The 22198-nt window shown below is 61.0% G+C and carries 12 protein-coding genes; 7 read left to right on the top strand and 5 right to left on the bottom strand.

Annotated elements, in window-relative coordinates:
• Positions 1 to 98: 98 nt before the first annotated feature.
• On the top strand, positions 99 to 854 hold the full coding sequence (locus EI290_RS00335; protein ID WP_125425505.1) for an alpha/beta fold hydrolase: 756 nt from the start codon (positions 99 to 101) through the stop codon (positions 852 to 854).
• 383 nt (positions 855 to 1237) lie between these two features.
• Positions 1238 to 2470 carry an isocitrate dehydrogenase (NADP(+)) gene (locus EI290_RS00330; RefSeq protein ID WP_125425503.1) on the top strand — a complete coding sequence of 411 codons (1233 nt, stop codon included), beginning with the start codon at positions 1238 to 1240 and terminating at the stop codon, positions 2468 to 2470.
• 224 nt (positions 2471 to 2694) lie between these two features.
• Here the strand turns inward: EI290_RS00330 and EI290_RS00325 are convergent, their stop codons facing one another.
• Positions 2695 to 3693 (bottom strand): aspartate-semialdehyde dehydrogenase, encoded by a 999-nt coding sequence (locus EI290_RS00325; protein WP_125425501.1) that lies wholly within the window; start codon positions 3691 to 3693, stop codon positions 2695 to 2697.
• Positions 3694 to 3825: 132 nt separating this feature from the next.
• Here EI290_RS00325 and EI290_RS00320 point away from each other — a divergent pair, with 132 nt between their 5' ends.
• From EI290_RS00320 to EI290_RS00310, 3 genes are all read left to right on the top strand, one after another.
• Positions 3826 to 6438, top strand: a complete 2613-nt coding sequence (locus EI290_RS00320) for a lamin tail domain-containing protein (RefSeq protein ID WP_125425499.1) — start codon at positions 3826 to 3828, stop codon at positions 6436 to 6438.
• A gap of 295 nt (positions 6439 to 6733) precedes the next feature.
• On the top strand, positions 6734 to 8296 hold the full coding sequence (locus EI290_RS00315) for a DUF1800 domain-containing protein (RefSeq protein ID WP_125425497.1): 1563 nt from the start codon (positions 6734 to 6736) through the stop codon (positions 8294 to 8296).
• A 160-nt stretch (positions 8297 to 8456) separates the two neighbouring features.
• The gene (locus tag EI290_RS00310) at positions 8457 to 9665 is read left to right on the top strand and encodes a DUF1501 domain-containing protein (protein WP_125425495.1); all 1209 of its coding nucleotides are present in this window, start codon (positions 8457 to 8459) and stop codon (positions 9663 to 9665) included.
• 103 nt (positions 9666 to 9768) lie between these two features.
• Here EI290_RS00310 and EI290_RS00305 read toward each other — a convergent pair whose 3' ends face one another.
• The 3 genes from EI290_RS00305 to EI290_RS00295 all read right to left on the bottom strand — a co-directional run bounded on the left by EI290_RS00305 (position 9769) and on the right by EI290_RS00295 (position 14737).
• Complete coding sequence (locus EI290_RS00305; RefSeq protein ID WP_185816773.1) at positions 9769 to 10632, bottom strand: transporter; 864 nt, start codon at positions 10630 to 10632, stop codon at positions 9769 to 9771.
• Between the two features lie 83 nt (positions 10633 to 10715).
• A complete protein-coding gene (locus EI290_RS00300; protein WP_125425491.1) occupies positions 10716 to 13184 on the bottom strand; it encodes a TonB-dependent receptor in 2469 nt (822 codons plus the stop codon).
• A gap of 176 nt (positions 13185 to 13360) precedes the next feature.
• On the bottom strand, positions 13361 to 14737 hold the full coding sequence (locus EI290_RS00295) for an Nramp family divalent metal transporter (RefSeq protein ID WP_125426686.1): 1377 nt from the start codon (positions 14735 to 14737) through the stop codon (positions 13361 to 13363).
• 188 nt (positions 14738 to 14925) lie between these two features.
• Between EI290_RS00295 and EI290_RS00290 the strand changes: the two genes are divergently transcribed.
• Positions 14926 to 15933: a cation diffusion facilitator family transporter gene (locus EI290_RS00290; RefSeq protein ID WP_125425489.1), complete on the top strand. Its 1008-nt coding sequence runs from the start codon at positions 14926 to 14928 to the stop codon at positions 15931 to 15933.
• A gap of 75 nt (positions 15934 to 16008) precedes the next feature.
• Here EI290_RS00290 and EI290_RS00285 read toward each other — a convergent pair whose 3' ends face one another.
• The gene (locus EI290_RS00285) at positions 16009 to 18249 is read right to left on the bottom strand and encodes a gliding motility-associated C-terminal domain-containing protein (RefSeq protein WP_185816772.1); all 2241 of its coding nucleotides are present in this window, start codon (positions 18247 to 18249) and stop codon (positions 16009 to 16011) included.
• Positions 18250 to 18637: 388 nt separating this feature from the next.
• Here EI290_RS00285 and EI290_RS00280 point away from each other — a divergent pair, with 388 nt between their 5' ends.
• On the top strand, positions 18638 to 22192 hold the full coding sequence (locus EI290_RS00280; RefSeq protein ID WP_185816771.1) for a fibronectin type III domain-containing protein: 3555 nt from the start codon (positions 18638 to 18640) through the stop codon (positions 22190 to 22192).
• The last annotated feature ends 6 nt before the right edge of the window (positions 22193 to 22198 follow it).

Genomic DNA, 22198 nt, shown 5'->3' with positions numbered 1-22198 from the left:
AGGCGGGTAGTACCGGGTTGGCTAAATGGGAGAAACTTGTCTAAACAGAGCAAATGCGCGTACCTATACGTATTCTTTACCGAGCAACGCTCCTGTTCATGACCACGGCTCACCCTACCATCCTGTTCCTCCACGGCTTTGCTGAATCCCGCGAAGTCTGGACGGAATTTACCCGCGACTTTCCCGACGGCTACCGGCTGCTCACGCTCAACCTGCCCGGCCACGGCACCAACGTGCACGACATCCGCGACTATTCTATGGAGGCTCAGGCCCGCTACGTAGCCGAGCAGCTACGCCAGCGAGGCGTAGACCGGGCCCTGCTGGTGTGTCATAGCATGGGCGGCTACGTGGCTTTGGCGTTTGCGGAGCGCTACCCTGAAATGGTAGCCGGCCTCGTCCTGTTCCACAGCACTGCCCTGCCTGATACGGCCGAGAAAAAGGCCAACCGGGACAAAAATATGGACTTTGTGCGCCGCCACGGCGTGGAGAAATTTATGGAATCCTTTATCCGGCCGCTGTTTGCGCCGGCCAACCGGGAATGCCTGCTGGAGCAGCGGGAGTTTCTGGAGGAGATTGGCAAAACCACCCCCGAGGCCACCGTGCTGGGCGCGCTGGAGGCCATGAAAAACCGTCCCGACCGCACCAGGGTGCTACAGGAAGCCCGCTTCCCGGTACTGTTTATTGCTGGCAAAGAGGATGTGGCCGTACCCACCGACAGCCTGCTGCCTCAGCTGGCGCTACCTGCTCAAAGCCACGCCCTGCTACTTGGCAACGTAGGCCACTTGGGCTACTTCGAGGAGCCCGAGCTGACCCGCCGCGCCGTTGTGAATTTTGCGGGCAGTGTCTTTCACTAGGGTGCCTGAACAAGTGGCAAGCTGTACTCAAAAGCACGTCATCCCGGGTCCTTAAGGAATTTCGCGTGCTGAGGTTGTAGTACCAAGTCAGATGCAATACCAAGCCAGATGTCAGCACGCTGGGTTCCGCGCGGGGCGCGGACGGATGGTCTTTCGGTGTGACTGTCCACACGGCCTGGCTAAGAATTGAGCTCACCTTGCGGGCATGTCCGCAATGCTGGGGTGCCTGAGCAGGGTGGCATATAGCACAACTGCGGGCCTTGGTAAGAATTATTACCAGATGTAGCCGTAGCTTGGGCCCGCTTTCGGGCTTGCAATGCCCCAGCCTGCACGCACCGCCATACCCATGGCGTAACGATTTACCACTTAATCCCCACTAACACATGGCCAAAATTAAAGTAGCAAACCCGGTAGTAGAGCTGGATGGCGACGAAATGACGCGCATCATCTGGAAGTTCATCAAGGACAAGCTGATTACGCCCTACCTGGAGCTCGATATCAAGTATTACGACCTGGGCATTGAGTACCGCGACCAGACCAACGACCAGGTAACCATCGACGCGGCCAACGCCATCAAGCAGTACGGCGTGGGCATTAAGTGCGCCACCATCACCCCCGACGAGGAGCGGGTGAAGGAGTTCAACCTGAAGCAAATGTGGAAGTCGCCGAACGGCACCATCCGCAACATCTTGGACGGTACCGTATTCCGCGAGCCGATTGTGATGCAGAACGTGCCCCGCCTGGTGCCCAACTGGACGGCCCCCATCTGCATCGGCCGCCACGCCTTCGGCGACCAGTACCGCGCCACCGACTTCGTAACCAAAGGCAAAGGCAAACTCACCATCACCTTCCAGCCCGAGGACGGCGGCGAAACCCAGTCGTTTGAGGTATACAACTTCAAAGGTGACGGCGTGGCCCTGGCCATGTACAACACCGATGAGTCAATTCGCGGCTTTGCCCACGCCTGCTTCAACCAGGCCCTGAGCAAAGGCTGGCCCCTGTACCTGAGCACCAAAAACACCATCCTGAAGAAGTACGACGGCCGTTTCAAGGACCTCTTCCAGGAGATTTATGAGCAGGATTACCTGGCCAAGTTCCAGGCCGCTGGCATCACCTACGAGCACCGGCTAATTGACGACATGGTGGCCTCGGCCCTGAAATGGAACGGTAACTTTGTGTGGGCCTGCAAAAACTACGACGGCGACGTGCAGTCCGACACCGTGGCCCAGGGCTTCGGCTCGCTCGGCCTGATGACCTCGGTGCTGGTAACACCCGATGGGGGCACAATGGAGGCCGAAGCCGCCCATGGCACCGTGACGCGCCACTACCGCGACCATCAGAAAGGCAAGCCCACCAGCACCAACCCCATTGCCAGCATCTTCGCCTGGACGCGCGGCCTGGAGTTCCGCGGCAAGCTCGATGGCAACCAGGAACTGATTGACTTCTGCCACGCGCTGGAAGCCGTGTGCATCGAAACCGTGGAAAGCGGCAAGATGACCAAAGACCTGGCCGTTTGCATCCACGGCAACAAAGTAGAGCACGGCAAGGACTACCTCTACACCGAAGAGTTCCTGGCCGCGCTGGATGAGAACCTGAAAAAGAAGCTGGCCAAGTAGGCCGCTGCTGGTTCTATGAAAAAAGCTCCTTCGGTTAGCCGAAGGAGCTTTTTTCGTTGGGGCTGTTTAGGAAGTGGTGGAACGTCATGCAGAGCGGAGCGAAGCATCTCGCGTGCTGATGCCTGAATAGTTCTGCAACGTCAGCAGGCGAGATGCTTCGCTCCGCTCTGCATGACCGTTCTTTTTCCTGTAACAAACAGCCCCCTAGATCAAAATCAGGTTTTCTAAGCCTCCAGCAAGCCCATTTTCAGCATGGCCTCCGCAATTTGCACGGCGTTGGTGGCGGCACCTTTGCGCAGGTTGTCGGCCACCACCCACAGGTTAAGGGTGCGGGGTTGGGTTTCGTCGCGGCGGAGGCGGCCTACCAGCACGGCGTCGCGGCCGTGGGCGTCTTTGGGCATGGGGTACACGTTGTTCTTCACATCGTCCACCAGCTCCACCCCTTCGGTCTGGCGCAGGATGTCGCGCACTTCGGTCAGGTCAAATTCCTCGGCAAATTCCACATTCACGGCTTCCGAGTGGCCGCCCATTACCGGGATGCGCACGGTGGTGGCCGTTACCCGAATCTGGTCGTCGCCGAAGATTTTCTTCGTCTCGTTCACCATTTTCATTTCCTCCTTGGTGTAGCCGTTGTCCTCGAACACGTCGATATGGGGCAGCACGTTCAGGTCGATGCGGTGGGGGTAGGCGGGGTTGCTGGGTTCCTGACCGGCGCGCTCTTCCAGTAATTGGTCCACGGCTTTTTTGCCGGTGCCCGTTACGCTCTGGTAGGTGCTCACCACAATGCGCTGGGCCTTGTACCGCTCATGCAGCTTGTTGAGAGCCACCACCATCTGAATGGTGGAGCAGTTGGGGTTGGCAATGATTTTATCGGCAGCAGTCAGCTCCCGGGCGTTGATTTCGGGTACCACCAGCTTTTTGCTGGGGTCCATGCGCCAGGCCGAGGAGTTGTCGATTACCACCGTGCCCACCTCGGCGAAGCGGGGGGCCTCCTGCTTGCTGATGGAGCCGCCGGCCGAGAAGATGGCCACGGCGGGCCGGGCGGCAATGGCATCGTCCATGCTTACCACCTTGTATTTCCGGCCCTGAAACTCAATTTCCTGACCTACCGACTTGGCGGAGGCAACGGGCAGCAGTTCGGTAACGGGAAACTGGCGCTCGGCCAGCACTTTCAGCATCTCGGTGCCTACCAGGCCGGTGGCACCTACTACGGCTACTTTCATGGAGTTGCGAGGTTAAGAAGCCGTAAAGGTACGGTGGCGCGGGCATTGATTTCTGGGTATATTTCAGGCAGTGACACGCGGCAATGCTGGGCCCTAGGCGGCTTGTGGCGGCCCCGATAACCTCTATTCGATGTGAAAAGACTACTGTTACCCTTGCTGGCGCTGACTTTCGCGCAGCCTGCTGCTGCCCAGCTCACTGATACCTTCGCCGACGGCAACTTCACCCAAAACCCCACCTGGACCGGCGACGCGGCCTCGTTTCAGGTAAATGCCGCCCTGCAGCTCCAGACCAACGGGCCCGCCGCAACCGGCACCGAGCTGCAGCTGGTAACGCCCTGCGCCGCCAGCACGGGTACTACCTGGGAGTTCTGGGCCAACCTGCGCCTGGCCACCAGCAGCGGCAATTACGCCGACGTGTGGCTGATGGCCGACCAACCCGACCTGAAAGCCAGCGGCACCCGGGGCTACTTCGTGCGCCTGGGCGGCACCCCCGATGAGGTAGCCCTCTTCCGCAAAGACGCTACTGGCAGCCCGGTATACGTGGTTAATGGGCAGGATGGCACGCTGAACTCCACCACCAACAACCTGGTGCGGGTGCGCGTGACGCGCAGCACGGCCGGCCTCTGGACGCTGGAACGTGATTTGGCGGGCACCACTACCTACATAAGTGAGGGCACGGCCACCGATGCTACCCATCAGCGCAGTGCGTATGCTGGGGTGTACTGCACGTATTCATCCACGAATAACCGGGCGTTTTTCTTTGATGATTTCCGGGTGACGGACGCCACCGCGCCCTTGCTGCTGCAGGCCAGCGCCACCTCCGCCCGCCAGCTCAGCCTTACGTTTAATGAGGCCGTGGCTGCTGCCCAACCGGCGGCCAGCTACCGGCTCAGCACCGGCAGCCCGGCCGTAACGGCCGCCACCCGGGATGCCCAGGACCCCGCCGTGGTACACCTGACCCTGGCCGCTGATTTGCCCTTGGGTAGCATTACCGTAGAGGCCCGCAACGTGGCCGATGCGTTTGGCAACGTGGCGCCCGGCCCGCTTACGGCAATTTTCCAGAACAACGGGTTTGCCGTGCCGCCCACTGTTAATCAGTTGCTCATCACCGAAATCATGGCCGATGAAACGCCGGTGGTAGGGCTGCCCGCTTCGGAGTTCATTGAAATTCATAATCCCTCCGCTACGGTCGTGGTGGATTTGGGGGGAGTGCGGCTGCTGAAACCGGGCAATACTGGCAACCCAGCCGTGTTTCCGGTGGGGGCCGTGCTGCTGCCAGGCGAGTATGCCGTGGTGTGTGGCAGTACCCGCACGGCACTGTTTGCCGCGTATGGGAAGGTATTTGGCCTCACCAATTTTCCTAGCCTGAGCAACGCCGTCGACCAGCTGGTGCTGCGCGGTAAAGATGGCCGCACCCTGTTCGAGGTGAGCTACGCCGATACCTGGTATCGGGATACCCGCAAAAAGGACGGGGGCTGGACGCTGGAAATGCTGGACACCGCCAACCCCTGCGCCGGCTCCGACAACTGGCGGGCCAGCGACGACCCCAGCGGCGGCACGCCCGGCCGCGCCAATTCCGTGCGTAGCCCCAACCCCGACCGTACTCCACCCGCCTTGCTGCGTGCCCTGGCCCTGAATCCCACCACCGTGCGGCTGTATTTTGGCGAGAAGCTGGACAGCGTAACGGCTGCCAACGCGGCGCTTTACACCATCACGCCAACCACCGGCATTCTGCGCGCCGCGCCGGTGGGGCCGGATTTTCGGGTGGTGGATTTACTGCTAGCCGCTCCGCTGACTGCCAATCAGCCGCTGACGGTAACTGCCCAGCGGGCCGTGGATTGCGCCGGCAACGCCAGCGGCCCTGCTACCTCGGCCACGTTTGCCCTGCCGGTGCCAGTGGCGGCGGGCGACGTGGTTATCAACGAAATCCTGTTCAATCCGCGCACGGGTGGGGTTGATTTTGTGGAGGTGCTCAACCGCTCCGGTAAGTTTCTGGATATGCAGGGCTGGCAGCTGGGCAACCAGCGCCCCGACAATTCCGTGGATGCCGAGCCCATCAGCAGTGGGCCGGTGCTGCTGCCGCCCGGCGGGCTGCTGGCCCTCACCACCCGCCCCGATATCGTGCAGCAGCACTACCCCACCAGCACCGATGCAGCCCATTTGCTGCAACTCCCGGCCCTGCCTACCTTCCCCGACGATGCCGGTACGGTGGTGCTGTTCGACAGCCGGGGCCAGCTGCTGGACAAGTATGCCTACGCTGCTACCCAACACCTCAAGCTGTTGGACAACGTGGATGGCGTGTCGTTGGAGCGGATCCGGGCCACCGGACCGAGTGAGGCCGGCAATTTCCACTCGGCGGCAGGCAGCGTGGGCTACGCCACGCCCGGCCGCCCTAACTCCCAGCAGCAGCCCGACGTAACGGGCACTGGCGTACTCACCCTGGAGCCGGAAATCTTCACCCCCGACGACGACGGCCAGCAGGATTTCACCACCCTGGCCTACCAGCTCGACCAGCCGGGCTACGCTGGTTCCGTAACCATTTACGATGCCCAGGGCCGCCTCGCCCGCCGCCTCATCCACAACGAAACCCTGGCTACGCAAGGCACCTGGCAGTGGGACGGCCTCACCGACCGGGGCCAGAAAGCCGGCGTAGGCTACTACATTTTGCACGTGGAGCTGTTCCGGCCCAGCGGCGGCCAGAAGCGCGAGTACCGGAAGACAGTAGTGGTGGGAGCGAGGCAATAAGACCGTGTTATTGCGAGCCGAGCGAAGCAATTCGTCCTTTTCTCAGCGCAAAATTTCGACCTGTTCAAAAGCCTTAATGCCTGAACGGTTGGAGAGACGCGACACTTCGCGTCTCAGCGTTGAACGGGAGGGTCGGTCTGACGGGAGACGCGAAGTGTCGCGTCTCTCCAACCGTTCAGCGAAGGGACTGTTGAATCCGGGCGCTTTAGACTTTGAAAAGGACGGATTGCGTCGTCCTTCGTCCTCGCAATGACAGGCGGTTAAACCCTTGCACCGCTCCCGCGTCCAACCGGGCATGACGACGACGCAACAGCAACTGCAACACCTATACTGGCGGGCAGGCTTTGGGCCCCGGCCCGAGGACGTGGCCGCTGGCCTCACGCCTCGCAAGGCGCTGCGGCAGCTGCTTCAGGCTTCGGAGAAGGTGGAGTTGTTGGATAGCCCCGAGATGCGCCACACCGAGCCGCTGGCGCAGTTTCGGCCGGTGATGCCGGGCGGCGGGACCCCGCAAAGCAGCATGGTGACCACGCCCGACCAGACGGCCCCGGAAAGCGGCCGGGTGGTGGCGGTGGCCGCCGTACCGGCCCGTTCGGCCCTACCCAAAGGCCGCACCCAGCCGCCGTTGCTGCGCCGCCAGGAAATGACGGCTGAGCAGCGCAAACTACAGAACCGGAGCATTCGGGAGGCTTTTTATGCCATGAATACCGGTTGGCTGAAGCAAATGGCAACGTCGCCGGCCCAGCTGCGGGAGAAGCTGACGCTGTTCTGGCACGGGCATTTTGCCTGCCAGGTGCGCCGGCCCGATGCGGCTTTGCATCTCAATAACACCATCCGGCAACTGGCTCTGGGCAAATTTGGCGAGTTGCTGCTGGCCGTGAGCAAGGAGCCGGCCATGCTCCAATTCCTCAACAACCAGCAAAACCGCAAGCAGCACCCCAACGAGAACTTCGCCCGCGAGGTAATGGAGCTGTTCACCCTGGGTCGGGGCCACTACTCGGAAACCGATGTGAAGGAGGCAGCCCGGGCCTTTACGGGCTGGGGCTACGATGCGCAGGGAGCCTTCGTGTTTCGGGAGCGGCAGCACGACGACGGCCCCAAAACCTTCCTGGGTCGCACCGGCAACTTCGGGGGCGAGGACGTACTGAAGATTATCCTGGAGCAACCGGCCTGCGCCGAGTTCATTACCACCAAGCTCTACCGGTTTTTCGTGAACGATGTGCCCAACCCGGCGCATATCGGGCCGCTGGCGCGGGCGTTTTTCCAGAGCGGCTACGACGTGCGGTACTTGCTGGAGCGGATGTTTTCGGCCGACTGGTTTTACGAGCCGGCCAATGTGGGTACTCGCATCAAGTCGCCCGTGGAGCTGCTGGCGGGCATCAAGCGCACCCTGGGGCTGCAACTCGTGGACGACCGGCCGCTCATTGTGTTTCAGAAGGCGCTGGGGCAGACGCTGTTTCAGCCGCCCAACGTGGCCGGCTGGCCCGGCGGCCGCAACTGGATTGACTCTTCCAGCCTGCTGTACCGCCTGCAATTGCCCGCGGTGCTGCTCAAAAACGCCGAATTCAGCGTGGCGCTCAAGCAGGACGAAAATGACCTGGCGCCCAACCTCAGCCGGGCCGACCGCACCTTGCAGCAGCCGGTGAAAGCCACCGTGCGCCTGGCCCCGGTGCAGGCTCTGCTGGCTCGCACGCCCCCCGCCCAGCAGGCCGCTCAGCTCGGCCAGTTCCTGCTGCAAACCCCGCTCCGCCCCGACAACCTGGCCCTCATCCAGCAAGCCGCCGCCAAAGTCCCCGCCGAAGCCCGCCTCCGCACGATGGTGACGAGCCTGCTGAGCCTGCCGGAATATCAGTTAATGTAAGAATGGGGGCTGCTAGGAATGAATATAGACCGTCATGCTGAGCGAAGTGCAACGAAGCCGAAGCATCTCTACCGCTTCGTTACAATGCTAATCAGTTAGCCAGAGGTAGAGATGCTTCGGCTTCGTTGCACTTCGCTCAGCATGACCCAACCTAACCCAAATGACTTCCCGCCGCGACTTCCTCAAATCCTCCGTTCTGGCCAGCAGCCTGCTGTTTGTGCCCAAGTTTCTGCACGCGCTGGATAGCCAGGGTCTGCGCGACCTGCGCGACGCGCGGGGCCGCCGGCTGGTGGTGGTGCAGCTGGGCGGCGGCAACGACGGCCTCAATACCGTCATTCCCTACGAAAACGACCTGTACTACAAGGCCCGGCCCACGCTCGGTATCCGGCCCCAGCGCGGGATTCTGACCCTGGATAACGGTCTGGGTTTCAACCCGGCCATGACGCGCCTCAAAGGCCTCTACGACCAGGGCCACGTGGCCGTGTTCAACTCGGTGGGCTACCCCAACCCCGACCGTTCGCACTTCCGCTCCATGGACATCTGGCAGAGCGGCTCGGCTTCGGATCAGTACCTGAGCACCGGCTGGCTCGGCCGCTACCTCGACTCGAACTGCCCCGCCTGCCAGCTGCCTTACAACGGGCTGGAGGTAGACGACACACTGAGTCTGGCCATGAAGGGCGACCTGCGCAAAGGCCTGGCCCTGAAGAACCCCGAGAAGTTTCACCAGCTGACCCAAAGCCGTTTTCTGGCCCAGGTGAGCGGCGAAAAGCCGCTGGGCGCGGTAGCGGAGCTGGATTATCTGTACAAGACGCTGGCCGAAACGGCCTCATCGGCTGACTACCTGTACCAGACCAGCAAGATGTACAAGTCGGCGGTGGCGTACCCGAATACGGAGTTCGGCCGTAACCTCAAAACCACTGCCGAGCTGATTAATTCCGGCGTGGGCTCCCGGGTGTTCTACGTGTCGCTCACTGGTTTCGACACCCACGTCCGCCAGCAGGAGCAGCAGGGCAAGCTCCTCGGCGACTTGTCGGAAGGCCTGGGCTCGTTCGTAGAGGATTTGCAGAAGGCCGGCAACTTCGACGATACGCTGGTGCTGGTGTTTTCGGAATTCGGCCGCCGCGTAACCCAGAACGCCAGCAACGGCACCGACCACGGCACGGCCAACAACGTGCTGCTGCTGGGCGGCGGCCTCCGGCAAAAAGGCATCCTTAACGCCGCCCCCGACCTAGCAAACCTCCTCGACGGCGACCTGCGCCACCAGCTCGACTTCCGCAGCCTCTACGCCACCATCCTCCACGACTGGCTCCAGGCCGACGACACGGCCATTCTGGGGAGCCGGTTCGAGCGGCTGCGCGGGCTGGTGTGAGGTTGGTTTTTGGTTGTTGGTTTTTTGTTTTTCGATGCTGAAATCCAGTTGTGGTCACTCATCAAAAAACGAAAAACCAACAACCAACAACCAAAAACCAACCTTACCGCCGAAACGTGAAGCCCACGAAGAATTCCCGGTCGGTTTCCTTGTTGAGTGCGAGGTGGGCCCCGAAATCGAATTGCAGATTGGGGTTGACGGTGAAAATAGGAGCCACGTTCACCGAAGTGCGCCAGCCGGACTGCTGCGCGTCCCAGCGCGTTACGCCCTCCACCAGAAAGCTGAAGACCTCATTGAATTCGTGGTCGAGGGCAATGGAGGGCATTACCTGCACGTAGAGCCGGCCGGTTTCCCGGTCGTAGTTCAGGTCCGATTCCACCTGCACGTCGAGGTTGAAATTATCGGGTAATTCTATGTTGACGGGCAGAATCAGGCCGCCCTCTACGCCGCCGCTGCCGGCCTGGCCGCCGGTGGGCAGGCGGGTGTAGGCCACCACCGCCACGGCAACGGGCCCTTCTTGGTCGTCGCCGAGAAAGTTATGCTTTACCCGCAACGCCAGGTCGCCGAAGCCTGCGGCCCGTTGCCAGGTGGTTTCGGTGGCCTGCCGCTCCTTGGAAACCTTATAGAGCGGCACTTCCAGCTGCACGTCAGTGCGTCGGCTCAAACCCAACTTGAGCGTGGTGTAGGCCGCCTTCCACTCCCGGCTCCGGATATCGTCGTCGCGCCCGTTGATGAGGCGCAGAGCGTCGGTTTCGGTCTGAAAATGGCCGGCATCCACTGTAAATGGACTTTCCGTAACACCGGGGCGGTCGGGGCGCAGCGGCCGGAGCCGGTTGCGCGGCACTGGCTTGAACAGGTCGAAGTGGGCCGAATCGTAGGGGCAGGAGGCCGGTTTGTCCTGGGCCTGCGCGGTTTCGGCCGCGCCCAGCAGGGCCAGTAAGGCGAGTAAAGAGCGGGAAGTAGTCACGAGTACAACGAGGGGAGAAGAAGCAGAACAGTGCGGCTTGTACGCAAACGGTCCGAAAACCGTCATCAGCCCCGTGCTTACGGCTAGAACGGCACCACCACCTTCACACTGAAGTTGCGGCCCTGGTTGTAAATGCCTCGCCGCCCGTTGGGCGCGGCCGCGTAGTACTCAAAGTATTTCAGCCGGTTGAGGTGGGATTGGTACACCGTGTTGAAGGCGTTATCGAGCTGCACGAACAGCTGAAGCACCTCGCGCTTGTCGGGGCCGCCCAGCAGGCCGGTGCCCGCGCCCAGGCCCAGCAGGGCATAGCCGGCCGTGCGGGTTTCGGTGTCGTCGAGGGCGTAGAAACGGTTTTGCGGAGCGTTATAGTCGAGTACGGCCCGCAGGTAGGCATTGGCAAAGCGGCCCCGGGCACGTTGCTGGGTCAGGCGCAGCTCGGTGCGGGTGCGCAGCGGCGGAATCAGGGGCAGGTAGCGGGCGGCCGTGCCGTGGGTTTCCACCTGGTCGGCGGCCCGGTTCAGGCCCGTTACGTAGGCCAGGCTGTTGCTGAGGGCCCAGGCCGGCGCGGCCTGGGGGTGCAGGTTTACCGTCAGCTCGCCGCCATACAGTTGCGCCCGGCCCTGCTGGTACTGGTAGGTAGCGTTGCCCGGCACAATGACCACCGGCTGCCCGGCCGCATCCGTCAGGCGGGCCTGGTAGATGTAGTTGTTGAGGTGGTTGTTGAACACGCTGGCACTCAGCTCGGCATCGGGCAGGTAGGCGCTCAGGCCAATATCCTGCTGCAAACTGAACTCCGGCCCGAAGCTGCGGTTGCCTAAGTACACAATGTGCGCCCCCGGGTCGAGGCCGTTGGAGCCGACCTCCGTGATGTTGGGAGCCCGATAGCCCCGCGCCACGTTGGCTCGCAGCACCCAACGCTCCGAGAAGCTGTAGGTAGCCCCCAGACTCGCCGAAAGCCCCCCGTACCGCGCCCGAAACGCCGCGAACTGCGGAGCCCGCCCCCCGGCCTCAGCGGCCGACAGCTGCCCCTCGAAGCCCGTAGCAGGATTGGGACCCACGTAGAAATCGGCCCAGCGGAGCAGGCGAGTATCGTAGCGCAGGCCCCCGGACAGGTCGAGCTGGCCGAAGGTTTTTTTCAGGTAGCCGAAGCCTCCTACGTCGGTCAGCTGGTAGTCGGGAATGGGAAAATCGGTGGCGTCTTGATTCTGGTTGCGCTGGTGCATACCGTTCAGGCCCACGGTGGCTTCCAGACCGTGCCAGGCGGGAGCAGCGTAGCGCAGGTCGTAGTTGTAGGTATTCAGGGCCACGGCCAGGCCGGCCTGGTTGGGCGCGGTGGGGTGGTTGTACTCGCGGCGCAGGTTCTGCTGCGCCCCCAACAGCGCGTGCAACTCGCCGGGTCCCAGCCGCAGACGGGTGCGGCTCAGCAGGCGGTAGTGCTGAATGCGCTGATGCAGCGGGTTGATGCGGTAAGTTGCCAGCTCGGCCGTCGGCACCAGCGGCCGGTTTTTGATGTCGTCCTGCTCGCCTTCGCACACCTGGCGGGTAAAGTGCCGGCTCAGGGAGTCGCGGCTGCCGTCGGGAATTTCCTGGAAGTTGTCGTAGAGCGTGGCCGTGAGGTGGGTGCTGCCCCAGGTTTTCTCCACGCCCGCCAGCCCGGTCAGGTTCAGTTCCCGGAACGCGGTGCCGTACACGCGGCCTTCCAGCACGTTGCGGTAGGCCTGGGCCAGCCGGTAGGAGCCCCGCGCCGCGTACTGCCAGCCGCGCTGGTTGTAATGCAGCCCCAGAGAGGTGCCGATGAGGTTATTATTAGTCTGGTACTCCGACAGCGCCTCGCCGTGCAGCCGTCCGGCCGACCCATTAGGCAGCCTCGGCAGCATGTTGATGACGCCCGCCACGGCATCGGAACCGTAAATCAGACTGGCCGGACCTTTCACCACTTCAATCCGGTCAATGTCGTACTGGTCGATTTCGATGCCGTGCTCGTCGCCCCACTGCTGGCCCTCCTGGCGCAGCCCGTTGTACAAGGTAAGCACGCGGTTATAGCCCAGCCCCCGGATAAACGGCTTGCTGATGTTGGAGCCGGTAGTCACGGCACTCAGGCCCGGCACGCCCTTCACGGCCGCGTCAATGAGGTTGCCGTTGCTGTTCAGGTTCACTTCCCGCTTGCTCAACACTGCCACCGGCACCGCGCTTTTCCGCAACTCCGTAGCCCGGCTCACGCCCGTTACCACCACCTCAGCTAAAGCCGCCGGCACCGCGTTTAGTCGCAGGCTCACGGTAATGGTCTGGCCGGCCACGATGGTGAGCGGGCGTTCCTGGGGCTGAAACCCGACGGCACTCACCACCAGCCGATACGGCCCGGCAGCCAGGCCCGGCAGCGCAAAGCGGCCGGCCTCATCGGCCGTTACGCCCTGCCCGCTGCCTTTCAGCCCCACGCTGGCAAACGGCACCGGCTGGCCGGCCGCCTGCACCGTGCCCTGCACTGCTCCGGTGGTTTGCGCCTGGCCTGATAAGGTTATCAACAGAAAAAAGAATAGCAGAAGTGGTTTCATTTTAGGAAGAGCTGGTGAATTTATTTAGACAAGTCTAAATCAAGGCTGGTAAAAAAAGCGTGGGTTAGCACGCTGGTTTACACTAACAGAACGTGTACCCCGGAGCTGTGCTCCGGCTCGGCAAGAGGGCAATTACTCACAAGCGCGGGCCGAAGCACAGCTCCGGGGTACACATTCTACCCAAAAAACGTCTGGTACAGCAGGTAGGCATTGAGGGTGATGATGATGCCCGACACCACCCAGGCCACCGTTTGCAGCCAGGGTTTGTTCACGAAAACGCCCATTTTGGCCTTGCTACCGGTAAATACCACCAGGGGCACCACCGCGAAGCTGAGCTGCAACGACAGGATTACCTGACTGAGCACTAGTAGTTCACCGGTGCCCTTCTCGCCGTACAGCAGCGCCACGATGAAAGCCGGCACCACTGCAATACTGCGCGTGATGAGGCGGCGCAGCCAGGGTTTCAGCCGCAGGTTCAGAAAGCCTTCCATTACAATCTGCCCGGCCAGGGTACCGGTGAGGGTGGAGTTCTGGCCCGAGGCCAGCAAAGCCACCGCAAACACCACCGAGGCCGCGCCCGCGCCCAGTACCGGGGCCAGCAGCTTGTGGGCATCGTGGATATCGGCCACGTCCTGGAGGCCGTTGGTGTGGAAGGCAGCGGCGGCCGTAATCAGGATGGCGGCATTCACGAAGAAGGCCAGAAACAACGCCACCGTGCTGTCGATGGTGGCAAACTTGATGGCCATGCGCTTGCCAGGCTCGTCCTGGTCGAAGGCGCGGGTTTGCACGATGCTGGAGTGCAGGTATAGGTTGTGAGGCATCACAGTGGCCCCCAGAATACCGATGGCAATGTAGAGCATGCGCGGCGTGGTTACGACCTCCGGCTGCGGCACCAGTCCGCCCAGAATCCCGAACCAATCGGGCCGCGACACGATGATTTCGTACAGGAAACACCCGAAAATCACCACAATCAGGCCCGCCACAATGCTTTCCAGCACCCGAAAACCCTTGTTCTGGAACATCAGCACCACCAGCACATCCAGAATGGTGAGTACCACGCCCCAGGTGAGCGGCAGCCCAAACAACAGGTTGAGGGCAATGGCCGAGCCGATGACTTCGGCCAGGTCGCAGGCGGCAATGGCTATTTCGCAGAGCACCCACAGCACCCGCGCCACGGGCTTGCTGTAATGGTCGCGGCAGGCCTGGGCCAGGTCGCGGCCCGTTACGATGCCCAGCTTGGCGGCCAGGTGCTGGAGCAGCATGGCAAACAGGTTGGAAATCAGGATAACCGACAGCAGGGTGTAGCCGAAGCGGGAGCCGCCCTCCAAATCAGTAGCCCAGTTGCCGGGGTCCATGTAGCCCACGGCCACCATCAGGCCCGGCCCCCAAAAGGCCAGCAGCTTGCGCCAGAATGAAGCATTGTGAGCCGGCACCCGCACCGAAGCATATACCTCCTGCAAGGAAGGAGCCGTGCGGGCCTGCCGCCAGCCGGCTTCCGGAGTAGCCGTTTCAGGTAAAGTGGTAGGAGCGGGGGGAGGTAGCACTGCGGGCATATCGTCGGCCGGGGACGTCGGCGTGGAGGCGGAGGTATTGATACTCACAAAGAAACGAAATTTTTAGGCTTGTCTAAATTTAAATTTAAGACAGTCTGCTTACTGCTTTTGTTTTAAAAAGTTGCGTATACCTCCCGAAGCCCGAATTTTCCCCGGAATTTTGGGCCCTTCTCTGCCGTTAGTCGCCTATGTTCACGCTGCCTGTCAAAACCCGTTTCGCCGTTCTGTCTTTGGTAGTCAGCGTGGTGCTCATTGCTATTAAATTCTACGCCTGGCTGCTCACCCGTTCCCAGGCCGTGCTGACCGATGCACTGGAATCCATTATCAATGTGGTAGCCAGCGGCTTTGCCCTGTACAGCATCTACCTGGCCAGCCTGCCTAAAGACGAAAACCACCCCTACGGTCACGGCAAGATTGAGTACCTCTCGGTGGGGTTCGAGGGTGGGCTGATTCTGATGGCGGGCATGTATATCTTCTACTCGGCTCTGCACTCCTTGCTGTACCCGCACGCCATTGCCCGGCCCGACTGGGGTATGCTGCTGTTGTTCGTTACGGCACTGGCCAACCTGGCCACCGGCTTTCTGCTGGTGCGGGCGGGGCGGCAGCACCACTCGCCCACGCTCGTCGGCGACGGGCAGCACTTATACCTGGATGCCGTGAGCACCCTGGTTTCCTGCGGGGCTCTGCTGCTGGTGGTGGTTACTGGCCAAGTGCTCTACGACTCGGCAGCGGCCCTATTGTTGGGTGTATTTATTGTAGTAAACGGCTGGCGCATGGTGCGCCGCTCAGTGTCGGGGCTGATGGATGAGGCCGATACTGCCACCGTGCAGCACGTGGTGGCGGAGCTGCAGGAGCACCGGGAGCCAGCATGGATTGATGTACATAATCTGCGCGTGGTGCGCTACGGGGCCAACATGCACATCGACTGCCACGTGACCATGCCCTACTATTTCAGCCTGGAGCAGACCCACGAGCAGGTGCACCGCATTGAGCAGCTGGTGGACCAGGAGTTCGATGTACAGGTAGAAATGTTCGTACACGCCGACCCCTGCCACTTTTCGGCCTGCTCCCACTGCCACATGCCCGACTGCCCCGTCCGCCAGCACGCCTTCACGCAGGAAATTCCCTGGACCCTGGCCAACGTGGCCAAAAACGAGCGGCACCAGCTTACCCTCCATGATGCTATACCCCAATAGGCAATCCTTTATCAGTAAGAAAGCCCGTTCGCACTCTGCGAACGGGCTTTCTGTTTAGTTGGAAGCGGTTACCGCTTAGCGGGACAACTGCACCCAGCCTTTGGTGGTTTTACCGGCTCTGTCGGTGAGCAGGTAGTAGTACACACCGGCGGGCTGCTCTTCGCCGGTCCAGTCGTTCTGGTAGTTGGCGTACTCCTTAATCAGGCGGCCCCAGCGGTTGAAAATCTGCACCTTGTTGCCTTCCTGGCCGGCCGTCAGCACAAAGGTTTCATTCTTGCCGTCGCCGTTGGGTGTAAACACGTTCGGAATTTCCAGCTTGGGTACCACCACTTCTACCGATTTGGTAGAGGCGGTGCACTGGGTTTTGTTGGGCGCTATGCCGGCCGTATTGTTGATGCTGAGCGTAAACTTATAGGTGCCACCTTCCCGGATGGTCAGCACATCGGCTCCCGGGTCGAACTTACGGGAGAAAACCACCACTGGCGCGCCGGTTACCGGGTTACCGTCCCCATCCTTCACCAGCTGATAAGTCCACCGCACGGAGTCGGTGGTAACACGGGAAATGGATGTGTTGGTGAAGGTGTAGATGCGGGGCGGCACACTGGCACTAGTGCCCCCGTTACGCACAGCTACCGTGAAATTGGCCGTGAGTGCCGGAGCCACACGCACCAGCACCGAGGCCGTATCCACGCAGGTGGGCTTGGGCGTCAGGCGGAAGTTTTTGCCGATGATGCGCACGTAGTACCGGGTGGTTTGCGTGGGCGTTACTTTCAGCGTCTGCTTCACGGTATCGGCCGGGGCCATGCCGTTACCCAGCTTCCAGCGGTAGTCGTACTGGGCCAGCTGCAAACCCACCGAGTCGGGGCGGAAGGGCGTGGCGGTGAGGTCAACCTGGGTGCCGGCGCATACATAAGGGTTGTTGACCGAGGGCACTACTTTCGCAAAGTTGCCTTTGGCAATCTTCAGCACCAGAATCCGGTTCTGCACCCCTTTGATAGGACAGGCATTGTCGGTTATCTGCACCGGAATGCGGAACGTTTTACCCGTAAACAGCACGTCCGGCTGAATTTTCAGAATGCCGTACGGCGTGGTTGTGCCATTGCCTACAATGGTGAAGCGTGCTACGTCAATTGGCAGGATGGTCTGCTTTACCTCTGCGGCGAAAACCGGATCAGTATCTTTGGGGTAGGTTACCGTCAGCAGGTCGCCGGGGTTTGGGTCGCTGAACTTGATGCGGACTTCGGAGTAGTTGCAGGTATATGCCGTAATCAGGGTAGAGTCGGTGTTGATGATTTGCACGCCGGTTTTGGGCGGGCCCGAGGCAATGGGCGGAGCGGGCGTGGTGTTGCCGCCGCAGTCAATTACAATCACCAGGAAGTCGCGGCGCACGGAGCCTACTTTGTAGTAGCGTCCGTTAATGCGGCGGTATTCGGTTACTTTCCCTACCAGCGAGTACTTGTTAAGGTAGTTGTCGGTGTTGCCGGCGGCATTGGGCTGAACGTATACGCCGGGCGTGAACGTCATGCTACCCAGCTGGGCATCGAAGCGGAAATCGGGTACTGCCGTTTTTACCGGGCACACACCGGTGGTGGTAAACGAGGAAATAGGAAATAAGGGACTGTAGCGGCCATTGGAGGGCAGCTGCAGTACGCAGGGCGGGTTGGTTGAGATAACCTGAATACCACCGCTGGCAAACGTGTTGTAGGCAATGGTATCGTTGCAACCAGCCAGGGGGCGGTCCAGGGAGTACACCAGCGAGTCGCCGTCGGCTTCTAGGGCCGAGAAGGTGATGGTGGTGCGCTGCTGCCAGCACACAAACGGAATCGGAATGTCCTGATCCTGATACTGCGGTGAGCTGTTCTGGATGGTGGTGTTCACGCCATTCACCGAGAGCAGGTTGTTCAGGCGGGCTTCGTAGTACATATTCTCCCCGCTGGAGCTTACCAGGTTGCCGATGGCGGGGCGGGAGCTTTCCGATACGCTCAGAATCCACTCAGCAGCCGGAGGCAGCGTGATAGTGGTTTCGTACTTGGCCGTCTGGAAGTTAGTGCGGCCGGTGCTGGTACACTGGGTAGGACCGCCAGGTACGCTGGCGCAGTACGGGGAGCCATTTTCCAAAGCTCCTACCTGGTTGAGGGTATAAGTAGTGGCCGCCGCCGAGCAGCTGCCATTTTTTACGCTCAGCGAAAGAGTAGTAGGCGCCGCAATACCGGAACAGTCACGAAAGAAGCGGCACGAAATACGGTACTGGTTGTTGCCAAGCGCCGTGTACGTAAGCTGCCCACCCTGCGCGTGCGAAGCACGCGCCTGCTGCATACCCACCACGGATATACACCAACTTAGAAAGAGTACTAAAGGTGCGTGTAAGAGTTTCTTCATGCGGAAGGAAATTGATTGAAAAAATGGTAAAGAAGGAAGCAGATGGAGCGGGTAGGTTTGAGCAATGTTAGCGGTAATTTATAAATATTTCAATTGTGTTGAATTGAAAATAAATTTGAAATGGTGCCAATTATTCAAAAGAAAATCCCTAGAATGAGCCGGCGAATACTTTGGGGTTGCTGCGCGGGTACCATACCGGAAGCATGCGGGTCTTTTCTGAGGCTTGTTTTTTCTTTGTTTCAACATACTTTCTGTTCCTTTCCTTCATTCTAAACCGCATTGCATGATGACAAAACCTCTACCCTCAAGTAGTTTTCCTGTTGGGTTGCGTTGGAAAAGTTGGCGTAGGCTGGCCGCTGGGTTGGTGCTGGCACTGGGCTTGGCTGCTCCGGCTGTTGCGCAGGTAGATACGTATACTTTTACGCCTTCCAGCGGTACGTTCACTCCGCTTGCGGGCAGCACCGTTGTGAGCGGTATGGCCGCCGATACGTACCTGTCGCCGGCTATTCCGCTGGGCTTCACGTTCGTTTTCGATGGAACGCCTTACACCAGCGTTAAGGCGGCTTCTGATGGCTACCTCACGTTCAGTACTACGGCCACATCTTCGTCGCTGACGAACAACCTGGCTACGGGCTCTGCCACCAACCGCCCCCTGGTAGCTCCGTTGTGGGATGATTTGGACGGACGCCCTACCGGGGCCACCGGCACTGGCTCTTACCTGGTAACGGGTACGGCTCCCAACCGCGTGTTCACGTTTGAATGGCGGAACTGGGAATGGAATTACGCGGCTTCTTCCGCTGTCATTTCCTTTCAGGCTAAGCTGTACGAAACCAGCAACCGGGTAGAGTTTATTTATCACCCCGAGGCGGGTGGTGTGAACAGCGGGGGCGCTTCTATTGGGCTGGCCGGAATAGGTACCGGAGCCGGCTCCTACCTCTCGCTGAACGGTACCGGCACCGCGCCTACGGCCAGTTCTACTGCCGAAACCACAAATATCAACACCAAGCCAGCCGACGGCCAGATTTATGCCTTCACTCCGGCCCCGCTGGCTGCTTGCCCGGCACCCCGCAACCTCACGGTTGCAAACCTTACCAGCACTACCGCCGACCTGTCGTGGACGGTGGCTGGAGGAAGCGGCCCGTATACTATTGAGTATGGCCCGCAGGGTTTTACGCCCGGCACCGGCACGCTGCTGCCCAACCTTACTACTACCTCCCGCTCCTTAACCGGCCTTACCCCGGCCACAGCCTACGAGTTCTATGTAACGCAGAACTGCGGTGGTACAAACGGTAACAGCACCCGGTCGGGGCCCGTGGCCTTCACTACCCGTGGCCTGCCCCCGGCAAATGACAATTGTGCCAATGCGGTTGTCCTGACGGCTGGAGCCATCAACGCGGCCTGTACCAGCGCTACGAGCGGTACGCTCGAAAACGCTTTGGCAACTCCCGGTCTGGCTGCTCCCGTCGGCAACGCCGACGATGACGTGTGGTACCGGTTTACGGCTACCTCCACGGCGCACACGGTTACCCTCACCGGCACTGGCGACTACGTGCAGCAGTTGTTGAGCGGCTCCTGCAGTGCCCTTACTTCCATTACTTTCTCCGACCCGAATACCAAAACGTACACCGGCCTTACGGCGGGCACCGTTTATTACCTGCGGATATACTCGTATTCAGCCACTGCCCAAACGGGTACGCCGGCCCTGTTCACGGTATGCGTAACAACGCCCACGCCGCCCCCGGCCAACGACGACCCCTGCGGTGCCATTGCGTTGCCACTGGGTGCTACCTGTTCGCCTCTGAGTGCTACCAACGACCTGGCCACTACCACCACCACTAACGGCTACAGTAACCCGGGCACCTCCTGCGGCATTGCTACCTCGCCCAAGGATGTATGGTTCACAGTTACTACTGCCGCCTCGGGCCTGGGCAGCACCAGTATTGCCATGACGGTTACGGGTACGCCGGCCGGTCTGGTACGGTTGTTTTCTTCTCCTAACGGCTGCAGCGGCCCCTTCACACAGGTGGGGTGCTTTGCCGGTACCACCAACAATACGTCGGCGGGGCAGGGCATTCTGACTGGCCTCACGCCTGGTACTACATACTATGTAATGGTGGCTGGCTACGGCTCGGCCGATACGCAGGGGGCTTTCACTATCTGTGCCACGCTGCCTCCCACCTGCCTGGCGCCCACGGCGTTGCGGGCCGATACTCTGACTACCACCTCGGCCGTATTGAAATGGACTTCGCCCTCGGGGGTTGGGCCTTTTACTGTTGAGTATGGCCGCCAGGGCTTCACCCTGGGCACGGGTACCCGGGTACCGAACATCACCACCACCCGCTACAGAGTAACGGGGCTTACTCCTAATGTTCAGTACCAGTTTTACGTAACGCAGAACTGCGGCGGTACCAGCGGCAACAGCAACCCAACCGGCCCAGTTGCCTTCACTACACTGGCACTGCCCCCGGCTAACGACGACTGCGCCAACGCCACGGCAGTGAACGTGGAATACGGAAATTGCACGGCTCCCACGCGGGCCGTGAACAGCGGCGCTACCACATCAACTGGTGCGCCGGCTCCTACCTGCGCCAACTACCAGGGCGGCGACGTGTGGTTCCGGGTAGTGGTGCCCGCCTCAGGAGTGATTACTCTGGAAACCGACTCTGTAGGCACCAGCCCCATCCGCGACACCGGCATGTCGGTGTATTCCGGGGCCTGCGGCTCCCTTACGGAACTGGACTGCGACGACGACAGCAGCACCAACGGCTTGTTCTCGCTGGTTGAGCTGACCGGCCGTACGCCCGGCGAGGTGCTGTACGTGCGGGTGTGGGAGTATGGCAACGATACGTTTGGAGCGTTCAAGCTGTGCGCGCGCTCTACCAGCAACTGCCCGGTGCCGGTTACGCCTTCGGCGGGCTCCCTCACGGGCACGTCGGCGGTACTGAGCTGGAGCGTATCGGCTCCCACCGCCGGGGCTACGTTCCGGGTAGAATATGGCCTGCAGGGCTTCACGCCTGGTACTGGTACCGTGGTCAGCAACATCAGCGGCACCTCTACCACCATCACCGGCCTGACGCCCAACGCTACCTATTGCTTCTATGTGCGCCAGGACTGTGGCACCAGTGGCAGCAGCACCAACGTGGGCCCCACCTGCTTTACCACGCCCAACCCGCCCGCCAGCAACGACGAGCCTTGCAACGCCGTGGTGCTGCCCGTGGGCACAGCCTGCACGCCACTGGCAGCTACCACCGTGGGCGCTACGTCCACCGTTGCCAATGGCTACGTGAACCCTGGCTGCTCTACCTCGCTTAACCCCCGCGACGTGTGGTTCAGCATGACTACTCCCAGCGGTACGGGTGCCCAAACCATCAGCATTACTACCACGGGCTCGGCCGCGGGGCAGGTGCGCCTGTTCACGGCGGCTTCTTGCTCAACGGCTTTCACGGCCGTTTCGTGTAACGCAGTGGCTACCGGCCAGACGGTTGGCACCTTCCAGGTGGGCGGCTTGCAGCCGGCTACCCGCTACATGGTAATGGTGGCTGGCTACGGCTCGGCCGATCCGGTGGGTCCGTTTACCATTTGTGCTTCGCGCGTGATTACCGGTACCCGCAGTGAGTTGCCGGGTGGCGAGGTAAGCGTATTCCCGAACCCCAGCAACACGGGTAGCCTTACGCTGCGCATGAGCGGAGTGACGCAGGCCACCGCAGTGCAGGCCACTCTGGTTAATCTGCTGGGCCAGCAGGTACTTACGCAGAAGCTGGCAGTACGGGGCGGCACTCTGGAGCAGCCGCTGGCTGTTCAGGGCCTGGCCAAGGGTATCTACAACCTGCAGGTGCAGGTTGGTGAGTACACCATTGTACGGAAGGTGGTGCTGGAGTAGTCCATC

This window comes from Hymenobacter metallilatus, assembly GCF_003944705.1.
Classification (GTDB): domain Bacteria; phylum Bacteroidota; class Bacteroidia; order Cytophagales; family Hymenobacteraceae; genus Hymenobacter; species Hymenobacter metallilatus.
Note: the sequence above shows the minus strand (reverse complement) of the source record. Positions and strands in the feature narration are given on the sequence as shown.